The 17,141-nt window shown below is 46.7% G+C and carries 17 protein-coding genes and 1 pseudogene; 12 read left to right on the top strand and 6 right to left on the bottom strand.

Going from position 1 to position 17,141, the window contains the following annotated elements:
• Together HMPREF1144_RS12025 and traN are read left to right on the top strand one after the other, a co-directional pair.
• Positions 1-730, top strand: a pseudogene (locus tag HMPREF1144_RS12025) (conjugal transfer protein TraG); the annotation flags it as partial.
• A 435-nt stretch (positions 731-1,165) separates the two neighbouring features.
• Positions 1,166-3,823 (top strand): conjugal transfer mating pair stabilization protein TraN, encoded by a 2,658-nt coding sequence (gene traN, locus HMPREF1144_RS12035; RefSeq protein WP_007372250.1) that lies wholly within the window; start codon positions 1,166-1,168, stop codon positions 3,821-3,823.
• A 44-nt stretch (positions 3,824-3,867) separates the two neighbouring features.
• On the opposite strand, the gene HMPREF1144_RS12040 is transcribed toward traN, so the two are convergent.
• The 6 genes from HMPREF1144_RS12040 to HMPREF1144_RS12065 form a co-directional block, all read right to left on the bottom strand.
• Positions 3,868-4,638: a hypothetical protein gene (locus HMPREF1144_RS12040; protein ID WP_007372251.1), complete on the bottom strand. Its 771-nt coding sequence runs from the start codon at positions 4,636-4,638 to the stop codon at positions 3,868-3,870.
• Positions 4,639-4,765: 127 nt separating this feature from the next.
• Positions 4,766-5,296: a FlhC family transcriptional regulator gene (locus HMPREF1144_RS12045; RefSeq protein ID WP_007372252.1), complete on the bottom strand. Its 531-nt coding sequence runs from the start codon at positions 5,294-5,296 to the stop codon at positions 4,766-4,768.
• Between the two features lie 2 nt (positions 5,297-5,298).
• Positions 5,299-5,829, bottom strand: coding sequence for a hypothetical protein (locus HMPREF1144_RS12050; protein ID WP_016241572.1), 531 nt, complete (start codon positions 5,827-5,829; stop codon positions 5,299-5,301).
• Positions 5,822-6,382, bottom strand: coding sequence for a transglycosylase SLT domain-containing protein (locus HMPREF1144_RS12055; RefSeq protein WP_016241571.1), 561 nt, complete (start codon positions 6,380-6,382; stop codon positions 5,822-5,824). The genes HMPREF1144_RS12050 and HMPREF1144_RS12055 overlap by 8 nt, the downstream gene beginning before the upstream one ends.
• A 29-nt stretch (positions 6,383-6,411) precedes the next feature.
• Positions 6,412-6,942 carry a hypothetical protein gene (locus tag HMPREF1144_RS12060; protein WP_016241570.1) on the bottom strand — a complete coding sequence of 177 codons (531 nt, stop codon included), beginning with the start codon at positions 6,940-6,942 and terminating at the stop codon, positions 6,412-6,414.
• Positions 6,943-6,956: 14 nt separating this feature from the next.
• Complete coding sequence (locus HMPREF1144_RS12065) at positions 6,957-7,979, bottom strand: ParM/StbA family protein (RefSeq protein ID WP_007372253.1); 1,023 nt, start codon at positions 7,977-7,979, stop codon at positions 6,957-6,959.
• Between the two features lie 1,183 nt (positions 7,980-9,162).
• Between HMPREF1144_RS12065 and mobI the strand changes: the two genes are divergently transcribed.
• The 10 genes from mobI to HMPREF1144_RS12110 form a co-directional block, all read left to right on the top strand.
• Positions 9,163-9,594, top strand: a complete 432-nt coding sequence (gene mobI, locus HMPREF1144_RS12070; protein WP_016241569.1) for a conjugative transfer protein MobI(A/C) — start codon at positions 9,163-9,165, stop codon at positions 9,592-9,594.
• Between the two features lie 876 nt (positions 9,595-10,470).
• A complete protein-coding gene (locus HMPREF1144_RS12075; RefSeq protein ID WP_009652897.1) occupies positions 10,471-11,160 on the top strand; it encodes a hypothetical protein in 690 nt (229 codons plus the stop codon).
• Between the two features lie 594 nt (positions 11,161-11,754).
• Positions 11,755-12,318, top strand: a complete 564-nt coding sequence (locus HMPREF1144_RS12080; RefSeq protein ID WP_007372259.1) for a hypothetical protein — start codon at positions 11,755-11,757, stop codon at positions 12,316-12,318.
• Positions 12,319-12,330: 12 nt separating this feature from the next.
• Positions 12,331-12,747, top strand: coding sequence for a hypothetical protein (locus tag HMPREF1144_RS33260; protein WP_016241566.1), 417 nt, complete (start codon positions 12,331-12,333; stop codon positions 12,745-12,747).
• A gap of 121 nt (positions 12,748-12,868) precedes the next feature.
• Complete coding sequence (locus HMPREF1144_RS31385; RefSeq protein ID WP_007372261.1) at positions 12,869-13,120, top strand: hypothetical protein; 252 nt, start codon at positions 12,869-12,871, stop codon at positions 13,118-13,120.
• A gap of 15 nt (positions 13,121-13,135) precedes the next feature.
• The gene (locus HMPREF1144_RS12090) at positions 13,136-13,408 is read left to right on the top strand and encodes a hypothetical protein (protein WP_016241565.1); all 273 of its coding nucleotides are present in this window, start codon (positions 13,136-13,138) and stop codon (positions 13,406-13,408) included.
• Positions 13,409-13,421: 13 nt separating this feature from the next.
• Positions 13,422-13,805, top strand: a complete 384-nt coding sequence (locus tag HMPREF1144_RS12095) for a hypothetical protein (protein WP_007372262.1) — start codon at positions 13,422-13,424, stop codon at positions 13,803-13,805.
• A 62-nt stretch (positions 13,806-13,867) separates the two neighbouring features.
• A complete protein-coding gene (locus tag HMPREF1144_RS12100) occupies positions 13,868-14,572 on the top strand; it encodes a hypothetical protein (protein ID WP_007372263.1) in 705 nt (234 codons plus the stop codon).
• A 168-nt stretch (positions 14,573-14,740) separates the two neighbouring features.
• Positions 14,741-15,913 carry a hypothetical protein gene (locus HMPREF1144_RS12105; RefSeq protein WP_007372264.1) on the top strand — a complete coding sequence of 391 codons (1,173 nt, stop codon included), beginning with the start codon at positions 14,741-14,743 and terminating at the stop codon, positions 15,911-15,913.
• 900 nt (positions 15,914-16,813) lie between these two features.
• Positions 16,814-17,141: IS5/IS1182 family transposase (locus HMPREF1144_RS12110; protein WP_001532569.1), on the top strand; the 328-nt coding region annotated here is incomplete at its 3' end.

Consider the following 17,141-nt stretch of genomic DNA (forward strand, 5'->3'; position numbering starts at 1 on the left):
ACATGATCAGGCCAGAACCATCGCTGGGGAAATTCCGCTTGGTGGAGATGCAAACCGCGAAGCGGCGCGAGATTCTATTGTGAACTACTACGCCATGACTAAAGCTGGAGCGTCTGAGCAACAACTTTCCCAGGCCCGCAGTGACATGATGGCACGTATTCAACTCGCGACGGGTGGTGAAAATGACAATGGAACGGTTATGGGCGGAAATACTGCTCTTGCCCGTGGTATTGCAGCCCGTATTGATAATGCCGGTTTAGACCGTTCAGCCAATGATGGCTCCATTATTCAACAGGCTACTACTGCACTGAATACCGATCGCCAAACCCACGAATACAACACCGGTGGCATGGCCAACAACCTTGGAGGGATGCATCAGGCATCAAATGGAGGTTCTGCTGTGGGTGATGGCGTCCCTTACGCGATGGGAACCCACAACCAGGGATACGGCGAGGCTGAGACAATGACCGTTAATGCCCAAGGTGCTGAAGGTCATAATGGTTTAAACCAGAACTCAAACTATGGTGGGTCTGAGACAACAAACATTAATACCCAAGGCGCTGGTGGTCATAGTGATTCAAATAACGGAGGTACAATGTTCAGTGATCCGCCACCTGCACGTGCAACCCAGTCGCATCAGGAGTATGTACCTGTGCATCCACGTAATAAAGAGAACAATGGAGGTCATAGTGGTGGAAATGACGACATGATAATTTCATCGAGTAAGTGATTCGCAATAAAGCCCTGCAATCTTGCAGGGCTCTTATGTGGTCACGAACATGTATACGACAGGAAGGCTCAGTAAAGAATAGAGCAGAATATAAAACTCCCACATACGCTCACATTTGCTCTTGAACGTTCTGCCATTTTTTCCACGTCCCCTCTTACCATTTCCACCACCATAATCTGAATCGATTGGCCCCGATAATGGGATAAGGCCAGTAATACCAAACATGTCCATAAGTACCTCCAGTCGGTAATATTCAAGACGCTGAAAACACCCTCGTTTTGCCGTCCTTCTTTATTGTCTGAAACCAGTCTGTTTAATACGCTGCCTGCTTAATCCTTCATTTTAGTAGCTTCGCATAGAAATGCTGGCTGACGAAATTTAGTTACCGAGATCTCTGATTTCATAATCAGTAACCACGACAAAGGTGATCATAGAATGAAAAACCTTTTCCGCAAAAAATGGTTTTACAGACCACTCTGCACAATAACGATGTTATGTCACCTTGGTGTTGTATCCTACGTGCCGTATGCCTTTTCAGCAACGACCCAGGAAAACGTTACATCTGCCACTAATTTCTATAAAACACTGCCGCAAGTTTCAGCTACGTCAAATGGTACGGTTCAGTATGGAAAAGGCCAGGCCGTTGATTTGAACTCTGCTTATCCAAATCAAGGTTCATCAACTTCACTGGATAGCCTGAAAGGAACCTACGGAGATGACAGCAACACGCTAAAACTGGGCAATACAACCAACGCCAATCTGAAAACCGAAAATTCACTGCGCGGCGAAGCTTACCGAACGCTGGTGGGCTCAACGAAAACTACAGCAAACATTAAACCTGATGATTCCATCTTTGATGGCCATAAAGACTTCCTGGAGAATCAGGATAAGTACATGCAAGATCTTGGTGATTGTTCTATGACCAAGACCATGACGAATAAGGACACCGTCAACCATATCCCTGATTATCGCGAATGTACCCGTACCACAAGTGTCAGCGGCACATTCACCCTCTACCATCCTTACGTTGCCGGTATGCTCTCGCATTATAGTGGCGCGGCGAACATCGGTTCTTGCGGCACTAACTGCATCGAACTCTGGCTCGGGACTGTCGGTGATAACTACTGGGACGGCAACTGCACAATATTTGAACAGGCAATGGCCGTCACTGTCTACAATCCCCAGGCAGTTACCAGCGCCAAGATCATCAGGGCTAAATGGGATGATTACATGCAGATTTATGTCGGTGGTACAGATAGGGGTAGTTTGGTTTGGGCAGGGCCAAAAGGTTTAAACGTCTTCCCGCCAGAGACATCAGGAGCCTGTGAATTAAAAACAAGCTGGGATCAGTCGATTAATGTAGATGTAACAGCACAAATCCGAAATACCCCCCAAAATGGCGTTCTTAATTTCAAAAACCGTGTGTCAGTGACTGGCAGCGGCGAAGGTTATGCTCTCATTTATATTTACTTTGACCCAAACAAAATTATCTCGGATAACGCCTGGACTGTTGATAAACCTGAACAATTCGATACGTTGCTGAAGGCCATCAACGCCGGGTATTGCCAGAATTACACGGTAACCTGCCGCGAGACAGTCATTCCTGATGCAAATGGGTGCGCAACCATAAATGGCGCACGTATCTGCGAAAACCAGCTTGCTAAGCCGCCGATCGGAGGTCTCTCACCTTTCTGTAAGTCTGCAACGGTAGTTTCCAACTGCGGAACCGACGGTGGCGTTAACAATACTTGCAAGCAGTACGATGCAAACACTGCATGTAAATTCATTAAGTCCACTTGCATAACAGGTGCGGAGGGTGACAAAAATGGGTGCTGGCAGGCAACCGAGGTATGGGATTGCGGAACGGATGTCGTTGTACCCAATACCTCCTCCACCGATACCTATACTTGTCCTGGCGCTGTGCAATGCCTTAATGGGTCTTGCCTACAGCCTTCTGCTGAACCAAGCGGCGATTTCAACAAAGCAGTTGCAACTCTTCAGGCCGCAACTTACGCATTGAATGAAATGAAGTGTGGCGATGATACTGACGAAACCAACCGTTCCTGCACTCTTTTTAAAGGTGAGTCTGCACAATGTAAATCGGCGATGGGGGGATGGGTGGATTGTTGTGATCAGCCCGTAGATGTCAGCTGGATTCAGTATTTGCAGTTGTCCTACTACACTCTAAAAATTGCTGATGCTGTCTCTGTAAAAGCCGGTATGTTCGAACAGGGAAAAGGTATTTTTGACATGGGTTCCGAACTTATGACTAATGCCATCGATACAATAACTCGACCAGCTATTTCCGCTTTCAACAGTCTGGTTGGGTCGGCAGGTACTGAAGCGGCTCAGCAAGCTACAGAAGCAGGTTTGTCCGGTTTGATGAATCAGGCTATAGGAGCGCTGACGAAACAAGTTGCTCAATGGACTCTTGATACCTTCGGCCCTGCTGCGACGAATCTGATATTTGAAAGTGCGGCCTCTGGCGGTGGCGCAGCCGTAACATCGTCTGGCCTGGCTACATCTGTTCAATTGTCGTCAACTATTGTTTCGGCAATATCCGTGGTTGGATATGCTTACATGGCGTACCAGATTGCTAATATACTGGTCAACATCATCTGGGCTTGTACTCCTGATGAATTTAAGCTTGCCGTTAAGAAAGAAACAAAATTGGCCGTGCATATATCCAGCTGGTGTGAAACAAAGTTTCTGGGTGTCTGTATCGAGAAACGGTCAAGTTATTGCACGTTTGATTCTCAGATTGGTCGCATCATTCAGGAACAAGGGAGACCAATGTTAGGTATCGGCTGGGGGGATAAAAAGAACCCGGATTGTCGACCACTGACGTTAGAAGAATTTGGACGGATTGATTTTAACAAACTCGATTTGTCAGAGTGGATTGGTTCACTTTACGAGGCGAAACTTTTACCTAAAGCGTCGGAAATAAATCTGGATAAGATAACCGGTAAAGGAAACGTATTGAATATAGATGGATCTCGCCAGAACTCCCTGGAGCGATTCCAGAGCGGTGTTGACAGTATCGATGTTGATGCGGCGAAATCTAGCACAGAGGCTGTTTTGAAAACTCAATAGCTTTGCAGGATAAGAAGCCCCGACTTTATGTCGGGGCTTTTTTTTTACTTTCTGAACAGGTATTGCTTACCGTCACTGAATACCATTGGTTCATGTTCAGGAGAGCCTGGTAAGAACAGAGCCCGCTGAGCACCCAGTTCTTTACTCATTTCTTTAACCAGACCTACGTTAGAGGCTCGTGTTGCATAGAGGTTGAAGCAGTCATTACCGATAATGAATGTCACCTGACCGCTGGTGCTGATAGGTGGTTTCGGCAACGTTGGAGCTATATCAGCATACGATACCCAATCACCGTTCGTCGCTTTCCGACGAACTGCATTTTCAACAGCACCGCCTTTCCCCTCACACATCCCACCAACTTTGTATCCATCCATCCGGGTTAGTGTTTTCCAGAAAATCGCATTGACCTCACGCTCATTATCTTCCTGAGATTTACCGTTCCATGACGCGACACGCACCACGCCATCAACAATAGCAGTAGGCTGTTGGGCCGTTAAAACAGACAGCACAGGGATGAAAGATGTGTGTGTCGCGAAGCCCGCAGCCACATCGGCCACTCCATTACCTCCCAGGTTGGTTACACCTTTTTCACCAGCCTTAACCGGGGTTTTGAGAGGGACAAGCTGCCCATTGGACGCGAAACCGTTATAGATAAGGTATTGATCGCCAGCATCGGTGATCTGACGTAAATCCATCGCTCGGGCAAATTTCAAAGCATCAGATGGATTGCTGTCAACCGGCATAGCTGGTGGTTGAGAAGCCGCGCAACCAACTAACATCAGCGATACCAAAGCAAGACCAGAGATTTTCTTCATTTTATTTTCCTTGGGACACCAGTAGGTTTGTTATTCAATACTAACCCGACTCATTCACGTGACGAAGTATCCAGGCAATAAAAAAGCCCGTTAAAACGGGCTTTTTTATGAAATTTAACTTAGTCACTTACGAGCTTTCATTTTCAGCTTCTGTATCAGAGCAGAACGGACAAATATGTTTTTTCCGTGGACGGTCACAACTCTGCGGTGAAATAAATGAAAGATCGCAACGGTAACACCTTACCATACGTATTTCTTCAGCTCGAAAATCACGAGCAAGAGTCCAGGCCTCGTTGGCATCAATCATCATTTTCGAGGCTTCTTCCGGGCGGAATTTAAGGTTTAGTTCCCGGTAGATTTCGAACGCACTCACCACATCAACGATGTTGTCACTGTTGTTTGGGTCTTTCGAACGACGCAGATAGATGCTCATAAAATTGGTTGCCTCAACCTTTTTATGTGTCGTATTGAGCAGCGTCTCTGAATGTTTAAGTCGTCCGATTGATACATCACTCAGATGGAACTCTTTTCGCAAAAAATCAATAACACGGTCACTTGCATTAAGCGAATGCACAATGATCTTTCTACGAAATCCTAATTTTACCATTTTCTGTGTTAAAGCAAATTTATCTTCATCCCGGACAAGAGCAGCCTTCATAATCAATTACTCCAATGAGAATAGCGCGACTGTAAGTAACCTGTTAATTCTAAGGTTGGGTTGGGGGCTCCAATAACTGTACTGAAGTCACAATCTACTAAATCGGCAAATGGACGAATAGGTTTAAAATATATTTTGCCGGTTATGATTGCATCGATTGTTTGTGCATCATCCATACGTTCGACAAGCTGTACGGTTTTTTCATTATCAAACCAGTAGAACGTTTGGGCAACAGTCCCCGTATTAATGAAAACACGAACACTGAATACCAGCAGGGCAAGCCGTAGGATGTATGAGTCATGACGAACGAATTTTTCTACCTCAGTAGATATCTTGCGCTCGGGATCATGACAGATATTAAAGATGGGCAAGTCATACTTCTCCATCGATAAAGCGAGCTTGGCCTGATTAGATTTCTCTATCAAAAATTCCCGGTCTCCTTCTGCTAACTCAAAAGGACTTTTATACAACGATTGCGCACGGGTAATAATTGAGATGGCAGTCTGTAGAAAATACAAATTTTGATTAATCATTTTCGATAAGCCTCTTCCATACGCGTAATACGCGCTGACCATATTCACGAGCCTTGCCTTCCAACTTAGGGTTTTGAGTGTTGTATCCACCTATCGCCAGTTCTATATCGCCAGGGTTAGCTTTGATGGCTGCACACAAAGTCTTTGCCCCGATTCGGATGTTTGTATCGACATCCAGGAGTTCTTCAGGATGGTTAACATACTGTCCGTTCCAACGAAAATTAATTTGAACGATTCCAATATCTGTTACCGGAGTGGCTGAGAGATAGCGGGCTAGCGCTCTCTTTGCATCTTCATAACTTGTCGGGTAATACGACCCATAAACATAGTTGTTCAATGCCCAGGGGCTGGGAACAACATACCCCTTGGTTCCTGCATTATTTTTACTCTCGGTGAGTGCCACCGCGTAGAGAAGGTACGGATCGAGGCCACACTCTTTCTGGGAATGCTTTTCCCAAGAAGTGCCACGAAGATCTACAAGCCTGGCGTTCGTACTCGTGCAGTAAGCAGCACATAGTAAAGCGAGCACCAAACTCTTCGTTGCTATCTGCATTTCCCCTCCCCACAAACCCTACAACGGCATCAACTTATGCGAACACGCCTTGGTGTAACCTTTTCATTAACGCCGCTATCTTGATTGTCGCCTGTCTCCCCAACGCCCGATTTATCTCCAGGATTGGGATCCGGTATTTTTCCAGCAATCTCAGGCTTACTGGTAAGGTTCGCCGTCGATAACTGGTCATCTTTAACTTCGAACTCTTGAATATCACTGCCCACACAAAATGGCGGGCCTGTATTGACTATATCGTTGCTAACCACGTGACGAAATTTTGGTTCAGTGTCCTCATTTACTTTGGGTAAGTGGCCGTCTCTCTGACTAGTCATCAGACCAGTCTCATTTTCTGTATTCGGCCCACGGACTGATTTCTTCTGTTCTGATTTACGTTTTTTTGAAGTCTCACGGACGATACCGGGTATAAAACTGTCACCTGCTAGCAATGCTCGGTTTGCCAGCGCCAATAGTGAACTGCTGCGCTGGCCAGACTGTTTTGATTCCAGATAATTAATCAGCTCTGGAAACAGTATTGGATTAATCGTCACTCGAACTTGCATGAAACCCCCTTTGCTCAATCATCGCCGTAAAGCATCAAGTCAACGCCATAGTTCCAGAAACCAATGGCATTACTGGCAACAGGCAACGGGCTCGATACGATCCTGGCTCGGGGGAATTCTTCTCGTATGGTCTGTTCGTAGAACCTTGTCCCACCACCGGCAGCTGCAATGATATGGACTGGCCCGAGAACCCTTGTCGATTTTCGCAACTCTTTGACTACATCACTGGCGATGGAGGGAATAGCTTCTTCAAGCAGAGGACGTAGGGAAATGTGGCGGAACCCATTAAAGAAAGACTGCTCATTGTTACGGAGAGCGATTTCAATAATTTCTGGTAGATCATCAATTCGCTCTTCCGGGTTATCGGCATTAAGGCGGTTCACAATGCTTTCGATAATTGCACTGGTTGCTTTTAATGATGAACCTGAAGAGCCTGATACCCTGCTTCCGCTCTTAAAGGCGATGTAGTCCATCGAGAAGAAGCCAGGGTCAACCACGAGAATGGTCGACTTCTCTAATTCTTCCTGACTGATAAGGCCCGGTCTGTTAACGATGTCATTGATGACACCAACGCCCTGCTGAAGAACGAGGCATTTTTTAACAGTCACTGTTTTTCCTGGCGCAATAGTAAACGTACCGGTGAGCCTCGCAGTCAGTTTCGCGCGTTCACTTTCATTAGCAAGACGGACAGGTAAACCAGTTACTACCAGGTCGATTTCATTGCCTGCTTTAGCAGTGATTTTATCCAGTGAGGCCAGATATAGTGCCAGGTACATTTCTGTCATGTGGTAACGGTCATGCAGCTCACGCGCATCGGGGCGTTCGGTAAAAGCCCGCCATTCTTTACCTCCTGGGTACACCAACACTTCATGTTCGCAGCTACGCTTTACCAGCCGCACATCATCTACTGGCTCATTCGTAGCGTAGGCCGGATAAATACTGACTGTGGGTTTGTCATCCGCTGAATCCCCTACAGCAATTTTTACATTGCTGTATCCAATATCAATTCCGCAGACAACCAATTTGTCATTGCTCATTCGTTAACCCTGCAAGTTAAAAATGAATTACTGCCACTCCGATAACATTTGAGCGCCAAAAAGGGGTTCGCACTAACGTAAAGAAAGGTGGCCTCCCTCTGTCAACGTCGGGAATTAACCGTTAACAAGTTGTAACATGGTATTCAAACGATCATCGATTACCATTTTTTTTATCGGCAAAACGTCCCCATTTTTGACATTAATAATGGCTAGATACGGACGTTTAAAATGTCAGATATGTACATAAATGCTGCATGAAACTGGACGTCATATATGGCTAAATCCGGCCCTAAAAACCTTAACCCCTAACCTAAATCAGACTGAGGAAATTAGGTGGTAATGTATGAGGGCAACACATTTAGATTGGCTTTCCGCCTGGGGATTTCGCGGAGTATATATACTAAAAACACATGCTTCGGTGAGGTGAATTAAGGTATGTTGTGGCGATTACTCAAGGGTACACTTCGTGAAAATTTTACTTAAGCACAAGTTATAATTTCACTTAAATATGCATATCTCCCCTTCACTTCCCCCCCAAAAAAACTCTCTCAAACTAGTATATATACCTACAAAATGTGACATAAATCACTATGAAGTTACTGTGATTTAGGATTGATCCTGAAGACGGAGGGAGGTGATGGAAGTTTCAGCTGCGTTTGCCATTGTATTCTCCAGAAAGGTAACAAAAAGTGGAAAAGCCAGAAACATAAGTTTCTGCCATATCATATAGCGACTCTACATAATCGTTTACTAAGAGGTTTGTGCAGCGGTGGGCGTCATCCCGTTAATCGCCTCTACATTAGGGGAAGTAAGTTTCCATTATATTCCCCAGAAACCTATTAAAAATCAGAAATGCCCAGAAACGTAGTTTTCTGCCATATCATATAGAGATTGGCAAACTGCTTGATTAAAATAAAATGGCTTGATAAAAGTACCCGTACAGATAGATATTAATAGCTCAATCACCAGATTGCCATTGTATTCTCCAGAAACATGCAAAAAATGAGAACACCCAGAAAGATACTTAACTGGAGAATCAATCTTTCCTGTTTTGGAACTGAAAACTAAAAATCGAACCTGAAAAGGAGTTTTCTCTTTCTCCAGAAACATAGAGTTCTGGCGTAATAATAGAGATTCTCTTTTTTGGGGTTAAGTCCTAATCAAAAAACATCGAGGTGGTTTTATGCAACTCGTCGGGTACATCAATGATCTGGAAAAGGCTCGTGATGCGGTTGATTCAGCCGCAGAACTTCTGTTTAACGAGGCCAATAGTCTTCGGGAGGAATACTGGGACAAAGCTATTGCTGATGACGAGAAGGCACGGTACAGCTTTAACGTAACCAGGCAAGGAACAACTATCAGGATCCGCTGGGCCAGATTGACACCTTTGCGCAAAGCTGGTGGAGGCATTGATCGTGTCGTTCCCAAATACCTACCTCTCAACAAAGGCGAATCATATCCACCAGCGAAATTTAAGGATGCAAGCCAGCGAGAACTTGCGCTTATCGAACTGTATGAAGGTCAGCTTATTTGGTTGCGTGATGAGTTACGAAAAAACCGTGCAATTCGGCAGGCACTTTCACTTCGAATAACTCACCTAAGAAAACAGCTTTAGAAATACAAACCGCTCTGGAGTAAACATAACGGATATACATGAATACCAGGCGATGACCTGGTATTTTTGTTAGTGAGCCTTCAGGCGATCTGTTAGTGAGCCTTCAGGCGATAGCGGACTTATCGCGGCGGAAATGAATCAGGATGATCGCAATATGATCGCGAGTGTTTTCGCCCGGGTATGATCGGGTGGGAATGCAGCGGACTATTTCGCGGGCGCGAATATGGAAGGTAAACAAAGCGGAAGCGATAGCGTCGGTTTTCTCTATTTTTACATCGGGAGGTTGAGCATGGTAATAATCAAACCGCACGATGTCGGAGGAAAGATGAATTTCCTCCGGGGGTTTTTATGGGCAACCGGAGGTTGCCCTGGTTTTAATCGCCGGGGAAAACCAAAAGTGAATAACCAACATGGTTTTCCTCCGGGGGTTTTTGTCGCGGCGAGTACCGCTTAGAAATTGTGATCGGCTATCGAAACGGACAATATGAAGTCGATACCCTCGTTCGGAATAACTTCCCTCCCGATACACGCGTAAACAAAACGAAACCATTAACAAATTATCGCTCAGATTATCAAAGTGGATCATCTCCGTCTCATACCAGCCAAATTCCCTTGTAAACCGATCTGTATTCGCAAAAGGATCCGTTATTGGGATAAAACCACGCCAGAATCGCCTCAGAACGATTCTGAGCTTATCCCCCTGGTATTTTCACGATCGGATTGATTAAAACGCGCCTGAGCGTTTTGAGCGCGTTTTGTAGATCGACATATCTGTAAATTTCCTGAGTATGGTTTGGCTATGCCCTGATTTTGTTCCGAACGGGGAAGCCGTTATGATTAGGTCTGAATGTAAAGCACTTGTAGAGGTGATGCGGTATGAGTCACGAGCGCATTGAGGTTTTTGGTGATGGAGGCAGCTGGATAGCCGAAAGGCTTAAGTCATTCAGGTTAACGATCTTGGGTCAAAGTGAGTCGTTGTCTATCGTCAGGAACCCGACTGACAATTCTGCCTGGGTGACTCACGATGATACCGGCCTTGTTTTATGTCCCCTCCATGTTGATGGTTCGTTGGCCCCGGATATCGCTGAAGCTACTGAGACGGTGGAGAAATACATCTCCCGAGTGAGCCCTGCGGGAATATCAGCACGGATAAAGCAAGCCCGTAACCACCTGGATAGAATTGCCGCACCGGTAGACTCACGTTCTGCGGCAGCACTGTTAAGACGTGGCGGAATCCCGATTCTCTCACTGCGAACCACGGAATATCTGAAGTGGTACGAGTTGTTAGCGAGACTGGCGAAAGGTCAGGCTCTGTCACCATCCATCTGGGTGGATAACTACCTTGCCGGTGATACACCAGAAAGTGCATGGGCTAATGGACGCGGACTCTATGAGTTAATCAACAATGGGAATATGACATCAGCCAATACGATTTTCCCGGTCTGGTATTCTGTAGCTCTCGCACTGGGAAGATTCACAACAGAAGAACTACCTGTGATGAACGCCTGGCCGAGCTATTGTGATGGAACCCGTGTGGAGAGTTTTATCCAGTTGTATCGTGATTAATTCTTATTCATATGTCATATGATTAACGCTAAAGAAGATCTGCGGTAAGTCTGGCCGTTACCCGGAACCCCGGGACAGACCGAAACTTGCTTTCGGGTTGTCTCGGGGTTGGCCGAGCGAAGCGCTGGCAAGCACCACACCTATTTTGAGGAGAAGCCAATGTTAATTTCGTATAAGAGCAAATTGAAATTAGGATCTATCGCACTATGTTCATTTGGTGTAGGTATGGGCGTTATGCTATCAAAAACCGTTCCACTATCTTTAAGCGCTGTAGTAGTACTCGCCTTTTTCTGGTTACTCTCAATCATTTGTTTAGGGGTTGCTGCTTTCTTTTGTTCCGATTGAAATTGTGTAGTTCATACAGTACCCCGAATAATCCCCGCCTTTGTCAGTAGATAACCGTGAGGCAGACCGAAACTTGTTTTCGGGCTGTCGAGGGGTTGGCCGAGCGAAGCGCTGGCAAGTACAGACCATATTGTTCCCCCTGCATTTCTCATCGCTAAATTCTTTCTTGAAATATCGTCAGATTCCCTGTTTGTCACCCACCAGCCTCATGTTGTTATTGACCTAACTGCCATTCAATGGGAAGCAACAATGTTTAATTTAATCGCGAAGGCTAAAGAAGCAGGTTATCAATTCTGGATCAGTGCCTCCAAGGTACTGACAGTTACTACCGGAACCGAGATGGGGCTGACGATTATTAAAACTGTAACTGATATTAACCCTTGCTTGCTGGTGGCGGAGTTAATGAACCTTGGGATCACGTTATCCCCAGATAATAATTATTTCTGCTGGTTGGATAGCGAAGGTGTCCTTTGGGCCGTTGACCGCCACCATCTCTATCGAGGAAATACAGGGGAGCATGGGGTAAACTGGGATGTCGTCTATCATCACGGCATGGTAATTAATACCCCTGAGCAGGCATCCATCCTTTTCAAAATTCCCCACATTGGGCGCTTTACTGCCACTGTAATGTATAGCGCTGGCTATACACCCGACTGGGCTCTTCCAGCCTTTGTTGATTTTTCTGGTGAACCGGATCATGAAACAATACTGTCGTGGTTATCCGAGGTAGGCATTCGTAATGCAGGAATGCATCTCGAAGATATTGAGTTTCTTTCTGTTGAAGAAAATCCCGACGCTTATATCTCTCTTTAATGAGGTCTCTGTATGTCAAACGTTAAACCTTATTCCTGGGTAGTTCGCTTCGATGTTGCTCCTCAGTGGGTAGCTGACGGCTTTATCATGACAGATACCACAGCTCTCGAAATGCTATCTGATGTTATCAACTATGCAAACGATCACGAACTTGCCGCATTGGTTATTTCAGCACCCGATGCAGAAAGAATTTCCGAGGAGCAAGGCTATTTGGCTTCTAACAATGCGGAGCTAATGCGTCAGGTGCTAATCGGCTCACCGCAGGCATATGCTAAAGCATCTGTGGCAAATACCCTGCTAAAGGCTATAACCGCACTTGAGCAAACGCAGGATAATAAGCAGGTCGTTAAAGAACTGCATTCCAGCCTCGCTTTACTGACGGGCAATAAGCCTATTTCGGACATTATCTGGTTTCCAACCCCAGAATAATTCTTTCATAAAGAGCTTAAATCTTTAGCTCATTTATTTATGGATTTTCTATTCGTCAGCCACCCAGCGTGTGTTTAACTGAAGTTAGTAAACAAAACGAAAAACATACGCGGGGTGATTTATGAATACTGCAATTCATCAAGTACGAAATAACGTTCGTCGCACTACATCTGCACGTCCTGTTTGTTATCCAGTTCGCCCGCAGACAGAGAAAGAACTTTTTTCTGTAGGCCGCAGCCTCTGGTATCGCTACACCACTTCATTTGGCCCGTGCCGTGAAGTTCACCATCATCATGTGCAGCAGCTTGCACACCTGGTGGGTAAATCTGTTGGCTATGTTGAACATGCCATTAATCATTACCTCACGCATTGAACGAGGCGGCTTAATATGTCTACTCAAATCTATTGTGCGGTGCTTCGCCATTTCATGATGATGGCTGCATCCTCCCAGCACTCATTGATTGTGCTGAAGCAATTATATAACGCAGAGATTTCATCGAAAGCTCACCTGGCCGGTCTCTCCGTGTCCGAAGCTGAAGCGCTCCTGGCTCTACCATCCACCAGCTGGCGCAAACGCGATGATGTAATTCATGAGCTGAACATTCGCCTTAAGCAACTCACTAGCGTAGCCACACCGCCAGCTCAACAAGTCGCAAACTGAAGGAGTCTATAACATGCTGCCATTTCTCATTTTGCTGTTCTGCTCATCGCCTGAGACGGCGCGAATGATCCTAATCTACGCTACCGATGAATCTGCGGCCCGCCTCCAGGCGCTTGAAGATTTCGCACGTCTGAATGATTCGGGTTTTGCTGCTTCCGCCCAAACCCCATATGAGTGGGAGAATCCTCACGGTGACCAGCTCTTTATTGAGTCGGTATACCCGGTTCCATCCGGCGATTTATCTGCTATCCGCCGTATGCTCGGGGATGACGATGCCCCATATACCGACAAGCACCTTATTGCCGGTTTACTGGAGGACAGCCGACGTATCCAGATGATTGAACCGAATGCCGGTACTCTTTCTCGTATTGCTCAGGCAGAGCAGTACCTTCAGTAGACTTGTGTTCCGACCGCCCACCAGCAGGTGGGCTTCGGGCTAATTTCCTGTACGAGGTATGTATGCAAGGTACACCACGCTGGTGGCAGAACGGTCGTCGGGTGCAGGCCGTTCTCGCAGAGAATCAGACCGCAGATGTAAGGCTCAATATCGGCCCAGAAAATGACTTCTGGTTTACTGATGATGGTAATAATCCTGTTGCTGTGCTTAGGGTTATCGGCCCGGTCTGTCCACTGGATCCGCTAAAATTCACCTCCAGTATCACTGATGTCCTTCCTGAAGATGTCCATAGCTATAAAAAAGCCCTTCAGGAACACCAGATGATAAACCGGCCTGTCTCGTTCTATCTTGCACTTGCCGATGCCTGGTTGCTTGTTAACGAACAGCAGCCGGTTTACCAGTTCCGCATCCGAAACCAGTACAACGGCATGACTACTGAATGGAATTCCGTTGCCCGGGACAAAGTCATTGAAGTGATTAAGATGCAGCCGGAAACCGCTGAATTCCGGGTTCTCGTCCCATCGGCTCCTGAGCCTGCTGCGAATGCCCGGCAGTTGATCTCAGAAATTGAAGGTCTGCGTGAAGCTATTGGGAAACTCTACCCGGCAAATACTGATGTACGTCGTATTGCCAGAAACAGCGGCTGGATGCATGTATACGACGACACCAATGCCAAAATGAACTTTGCAGACAATGCCAGAAATACCCCTTATCTCGATGCCTTTGTGACTCAACTGCATCTCTTCCTCACAGATGATCGAGAGTAGATGTAAAACCTCCCTGAATCTTTCTGCTCTAACCAGCGCTGTCATATAGCATTTTTTTGACGGCGCTGCCGGTTGCGCTTTTATCAAACATGGTAAATACATTGTTTCATGCTGTCTGGCTCCCGGGCGCGGAGTTATCGTTGATGGAACCAAGTTGAGATATTCGAAATGAAAAGACCAACGGCACATAAAAATGACCGTCTGCCGGTGCGAAGATCTAACCCTACAACGCCTCAAGCAAGAGAGCGCGTTATTGCCGGGCTGGTGGCCTCAGCTACATCTGACTTCGTCTACCTCGTTCAGTGGCTGAAATCAGGAAAGCAGAACGGTGACCCTCTACAGCTATCCAGATGGGATAGCCTGAGAAATGCAATAAGCCACCTTGAGACGCTTGATGCTGGTGTACAACCTGACTGGCGCAAAGTCCTCACCCTGGTGTCGCGGGAAATTCATACCAGCCATAATGTCCAGGCGGTTGTTACTCCTCCGTCTAAAATCGCCGGTGGTATACTCAGCAACCTTAACGACATCAGCCAGAAGATAGCGACCGGGCTTGCTTCCCCTGACATGCTCGGCAGGCTCGATTATATGCTTCAGTTGACCGCAGGCCTGGCAGGTGGTGATGATCTGGCGCAAAGCATCCGTAAGGTTTCAGACAGTGCAGAAAAAGCCCTACGTGGTTATGACAAGCCGCAGGCAAAGGCCAAAACGCCTAAACCGGCCCCACCAGCTCCTGCATTCCGGGATGATCAGACGTTCAGGCAAGAGTGTGCGCCACTGATTGGGGTTGATGACCTCTTTGTTCTGGCTAATTGCCTTATTGCGATGTCCGCCCGCCTGGGCCGTTCTCCTGTCAGCCTAGCGAAACGCGCAGCGGGTTTAAAAGGTGTGATTAAACCCGATATGCTGGCTGACCTGCTGGAGCTCTTACAGCAGGACGTGGATCTGACCGCCCTGGCCCCGCCACCCAGGGTTAAAGACGATAATAGCCGCAGTGATGGAGGTAAGCTCGTCGGTTTAACCGGGGTCGTCGAAGGTGGCGCGTCAATCGGTGCTGAAGCGCAGCGTATCATCACCGCAGAACTGAAGAAGCACTCGCCGCTCACTTCGGCGCAGCGCGTATCTTTCGATACCGCCCGTGCGGGTCTGGCGCTGGAGAGCGATACATTCCGGGTTATTGAAGAGATCAGACGTATTGCAGCATCACTCAACTGGAGACCGCTGGCTGTCGCGGCCCATGCCGCGCATAAATCGCCTGGTATCCGCCCGGAGATTGCCGGGGATGTGATCACGTTGCTGGCGCAGGATGAGGCCTTAACCACCAGCAAGCCTAGCCGTTAAGTACCTGCCGCGCTGACTACAGCTTACCTCGCGATATTGCACCAGCAGCTCAGAAATAATACCGGTATAAACGTCCGCGTTTTGCCGGTATTTTAATTCGCCCTATTTTTAGAATTAGCGATAATAGCGTTGCTTATTACGTATTTTTACACTCAGAAACCTTCGTCACATGAATAGGGTATGGTTCACTGAATAGACAAAGACGTTAAATCTGGTCAGCTACAGAAAGGAGGATTTATGTAAATGCTCTCGTTACGTTCAAACTCTTAAAAAACTGCCGCGCCTGCCTATATAAGCCAGGCTGTAGACCTGAAGTCTACAAATTTAGCGTTACTGACAATTCACAATCCAGTGAACCGGCCCACACTAAGGAGGTTATATGCGAACGCGTAACTTTAAATCTGAGTCTATGTAATCTGATCAGCTGGCGCTGCCGAGAATGGCGGACTCCGCTACCCCGGTGATAGACCGGGGTAGCAGGAAGAAAGAGTAACGATTTACCGGTTTTAAAACCAAATTTTCGTCAAATGGGATACAAGCGCCCAAGGCCGGTTCCCGTCTGACAGACCGAAGTTGTGATGTGTGCATCGCCCCCCTGGAAGTTGTTTTATTGAATTGCTGTGTGTAGTTTTGCGGGGATAATACCCCGCTTTTTTTTTGCTTATTCTTCTTCGTCACCCCACCTTCCTGTGCCATCATACGTATAGAAAATAACTTTTCACTTCTGACCCTTTTTCAGTTGAAGTCTTATGATTTGATATTCCGCTAATACACACACATTAAGGAATGAAAATGAGCAACGATATTCATAACAAAATTGCTGATGCTTTAGGGAAGGTGCGAACAAGTCCCTGATATGAGATCATGTTTGTCATCTGGAGCCATGGAACAGGGTTCATCATGAGTCATCAACTTACCTTCGCCGACAGTGAATTCAGCAGTAAGCGCCGTCAGACCAGAAAAGAGATTTTCTTGTCCCGCATGGAGCAGATTCTGCCATGGCAAAACATGGTGGAAGTCATCGAGCCGTTTTACCCCAAGGCTGGTAATGGCCGGCGACCTTATCCGCTGGAAACCATGCTACGCATTCACTGCATGCAGCATTGGTACAACCTGAGCGATGGCGCGATGGAAGATGCTCTGTACGAAATCGCCTCCATGCGTCTGTTTGCCCGGTTATCCCTGGATAGCGCCTTGCCTGACCGCACCACCATCATGAATTTCCGCC

This window comes from Klebsiella sp. OBRC7 (assembly GCF_000293135.1).
GTDB lineage: Bacteria > Pseudomonadota > Gammaproteobacteria > Enterobacterales > Enterobacteriaceae > Klebsiella > Klebsiella michiganensis.

Excerpts from the sequence above, each read along its gene's own strand:
- traN (WP_007372250.1), top strand. The coding sequence starts at position 1,166 with ATGAAAAACCTTTTCCGCAAAAAATGGTTTTACAGACCACTCTGCACA.
- HMPREF1144_RS12040 (WP_007372251.1), bottom strand. The coding sequence starts at position 4,638 with ATGAAGAAAATCTCTGGTCTTGCTTTGGTATCGCTGATGTTAGTTGGT.
- HMPREF1144_RS12045 (WP_007372252.1), bottom strand. The coding sequence starts at position 5,296 with ATGAAGGCTGCTCTTGTCCGGGATGAAGATAAATTTGCTTTAACACAG.
- HMPREF1144_RS12050 (WP_016241572.1), bottom strand. The coding sequence starts at position 5,829 with ATGATTAATCAAAATTTGTATTTTCTACAGACTGCCATCTCAATTATT.
- HMPREF1144_RS12055 (WP_016241571.1), bottom strand. The coding sequence starts at position 6,382 with ATGCAGATAGCAACGAAGAGTTTGGTGCTCGCTTTACTATGTGCTGCT.
- HMPREF1144_RS12060 (WP_016241570.1), bottom strand. The coding sequence starts at position 6,942 with ATGCAAGTTCGAGTGACGATTAATCCAATACTGTTTCCAGAGCTGATT.
- HMPREF1144_RS12065 (WP_007372253.1), bottom strand. The coding sequence starts at position 7,979 with ATGAGCAATGACAAATTGGTTGTCTGCGGAATTGATATTGGATACAGC.
- mobI (WP_016241569.1), top strand. The coding sequence starts at position 9,163 with ATGCAACTCGTCGGGTACATCAATGATCTGGAAAAGGCTCGTGATGCG.
- HMPREF1144_RS12075 (WP_009652897.1), top strand. The coding sequence starts at position 10,471 with ATGAGTCACGAGCGCATTGAGGTTTTTGGTGATGGAGGCAGCTGGATA.
- HMPREF1144_RS12080 (WP_007372259.1), top strand. The coding sequence starts at position 11,755 with ATGTTTAATTTAATCGCGAAGGCTAAAGAAGCAGGTTATCAATTCTGG.
- HMPREF1144_RS33260 (WP_016241566.1), top strand. The coding sequence starts at position 12,331 with ATGTCAAACGTTAAACCTTATTCCTGGGTAGTTCGCTTCGATGTTGCT.
- HMPREF1144_RS31385 (WP_007372261.1), top strand. The coding sequence starts at position 12,869 with ATGAATACTGCAATTCATCAAGTACGAAATAACGTTCGTCGCACTACA.
- HMPREF1144_RS12090 (WP_016241565.1), top strand. The coding sequence starts at position 13,136 with ATGTCTACTCAAATCTATTGTGCGGTGCTTCGCCATTTCATGATGATG.
- HMPREF1144_RS12095 (WP_007372262.1), top strand. The coding sequence starts at position 13,422 with ATGCTGCCATTTCTCATTTTGCTGTTCTGCTCATCGCCTGAGACGGCG.
- HMPREF1144_RS12100 (WP_007372263.1), top strand. The coding sequence starts at position 13,868 with ATGCAAGGTACACCACGCTGGTGGCAGAACGGTCGTCGGGTGCAGGCC.
- HMPREF1144_RS12105 (WP_007372264.1), top strand. The coding sequence starts at position 14,741 with ATGAAAAGACCAACGGCACATAAAAATGACCGTCTGCCGGTGCGAAGA.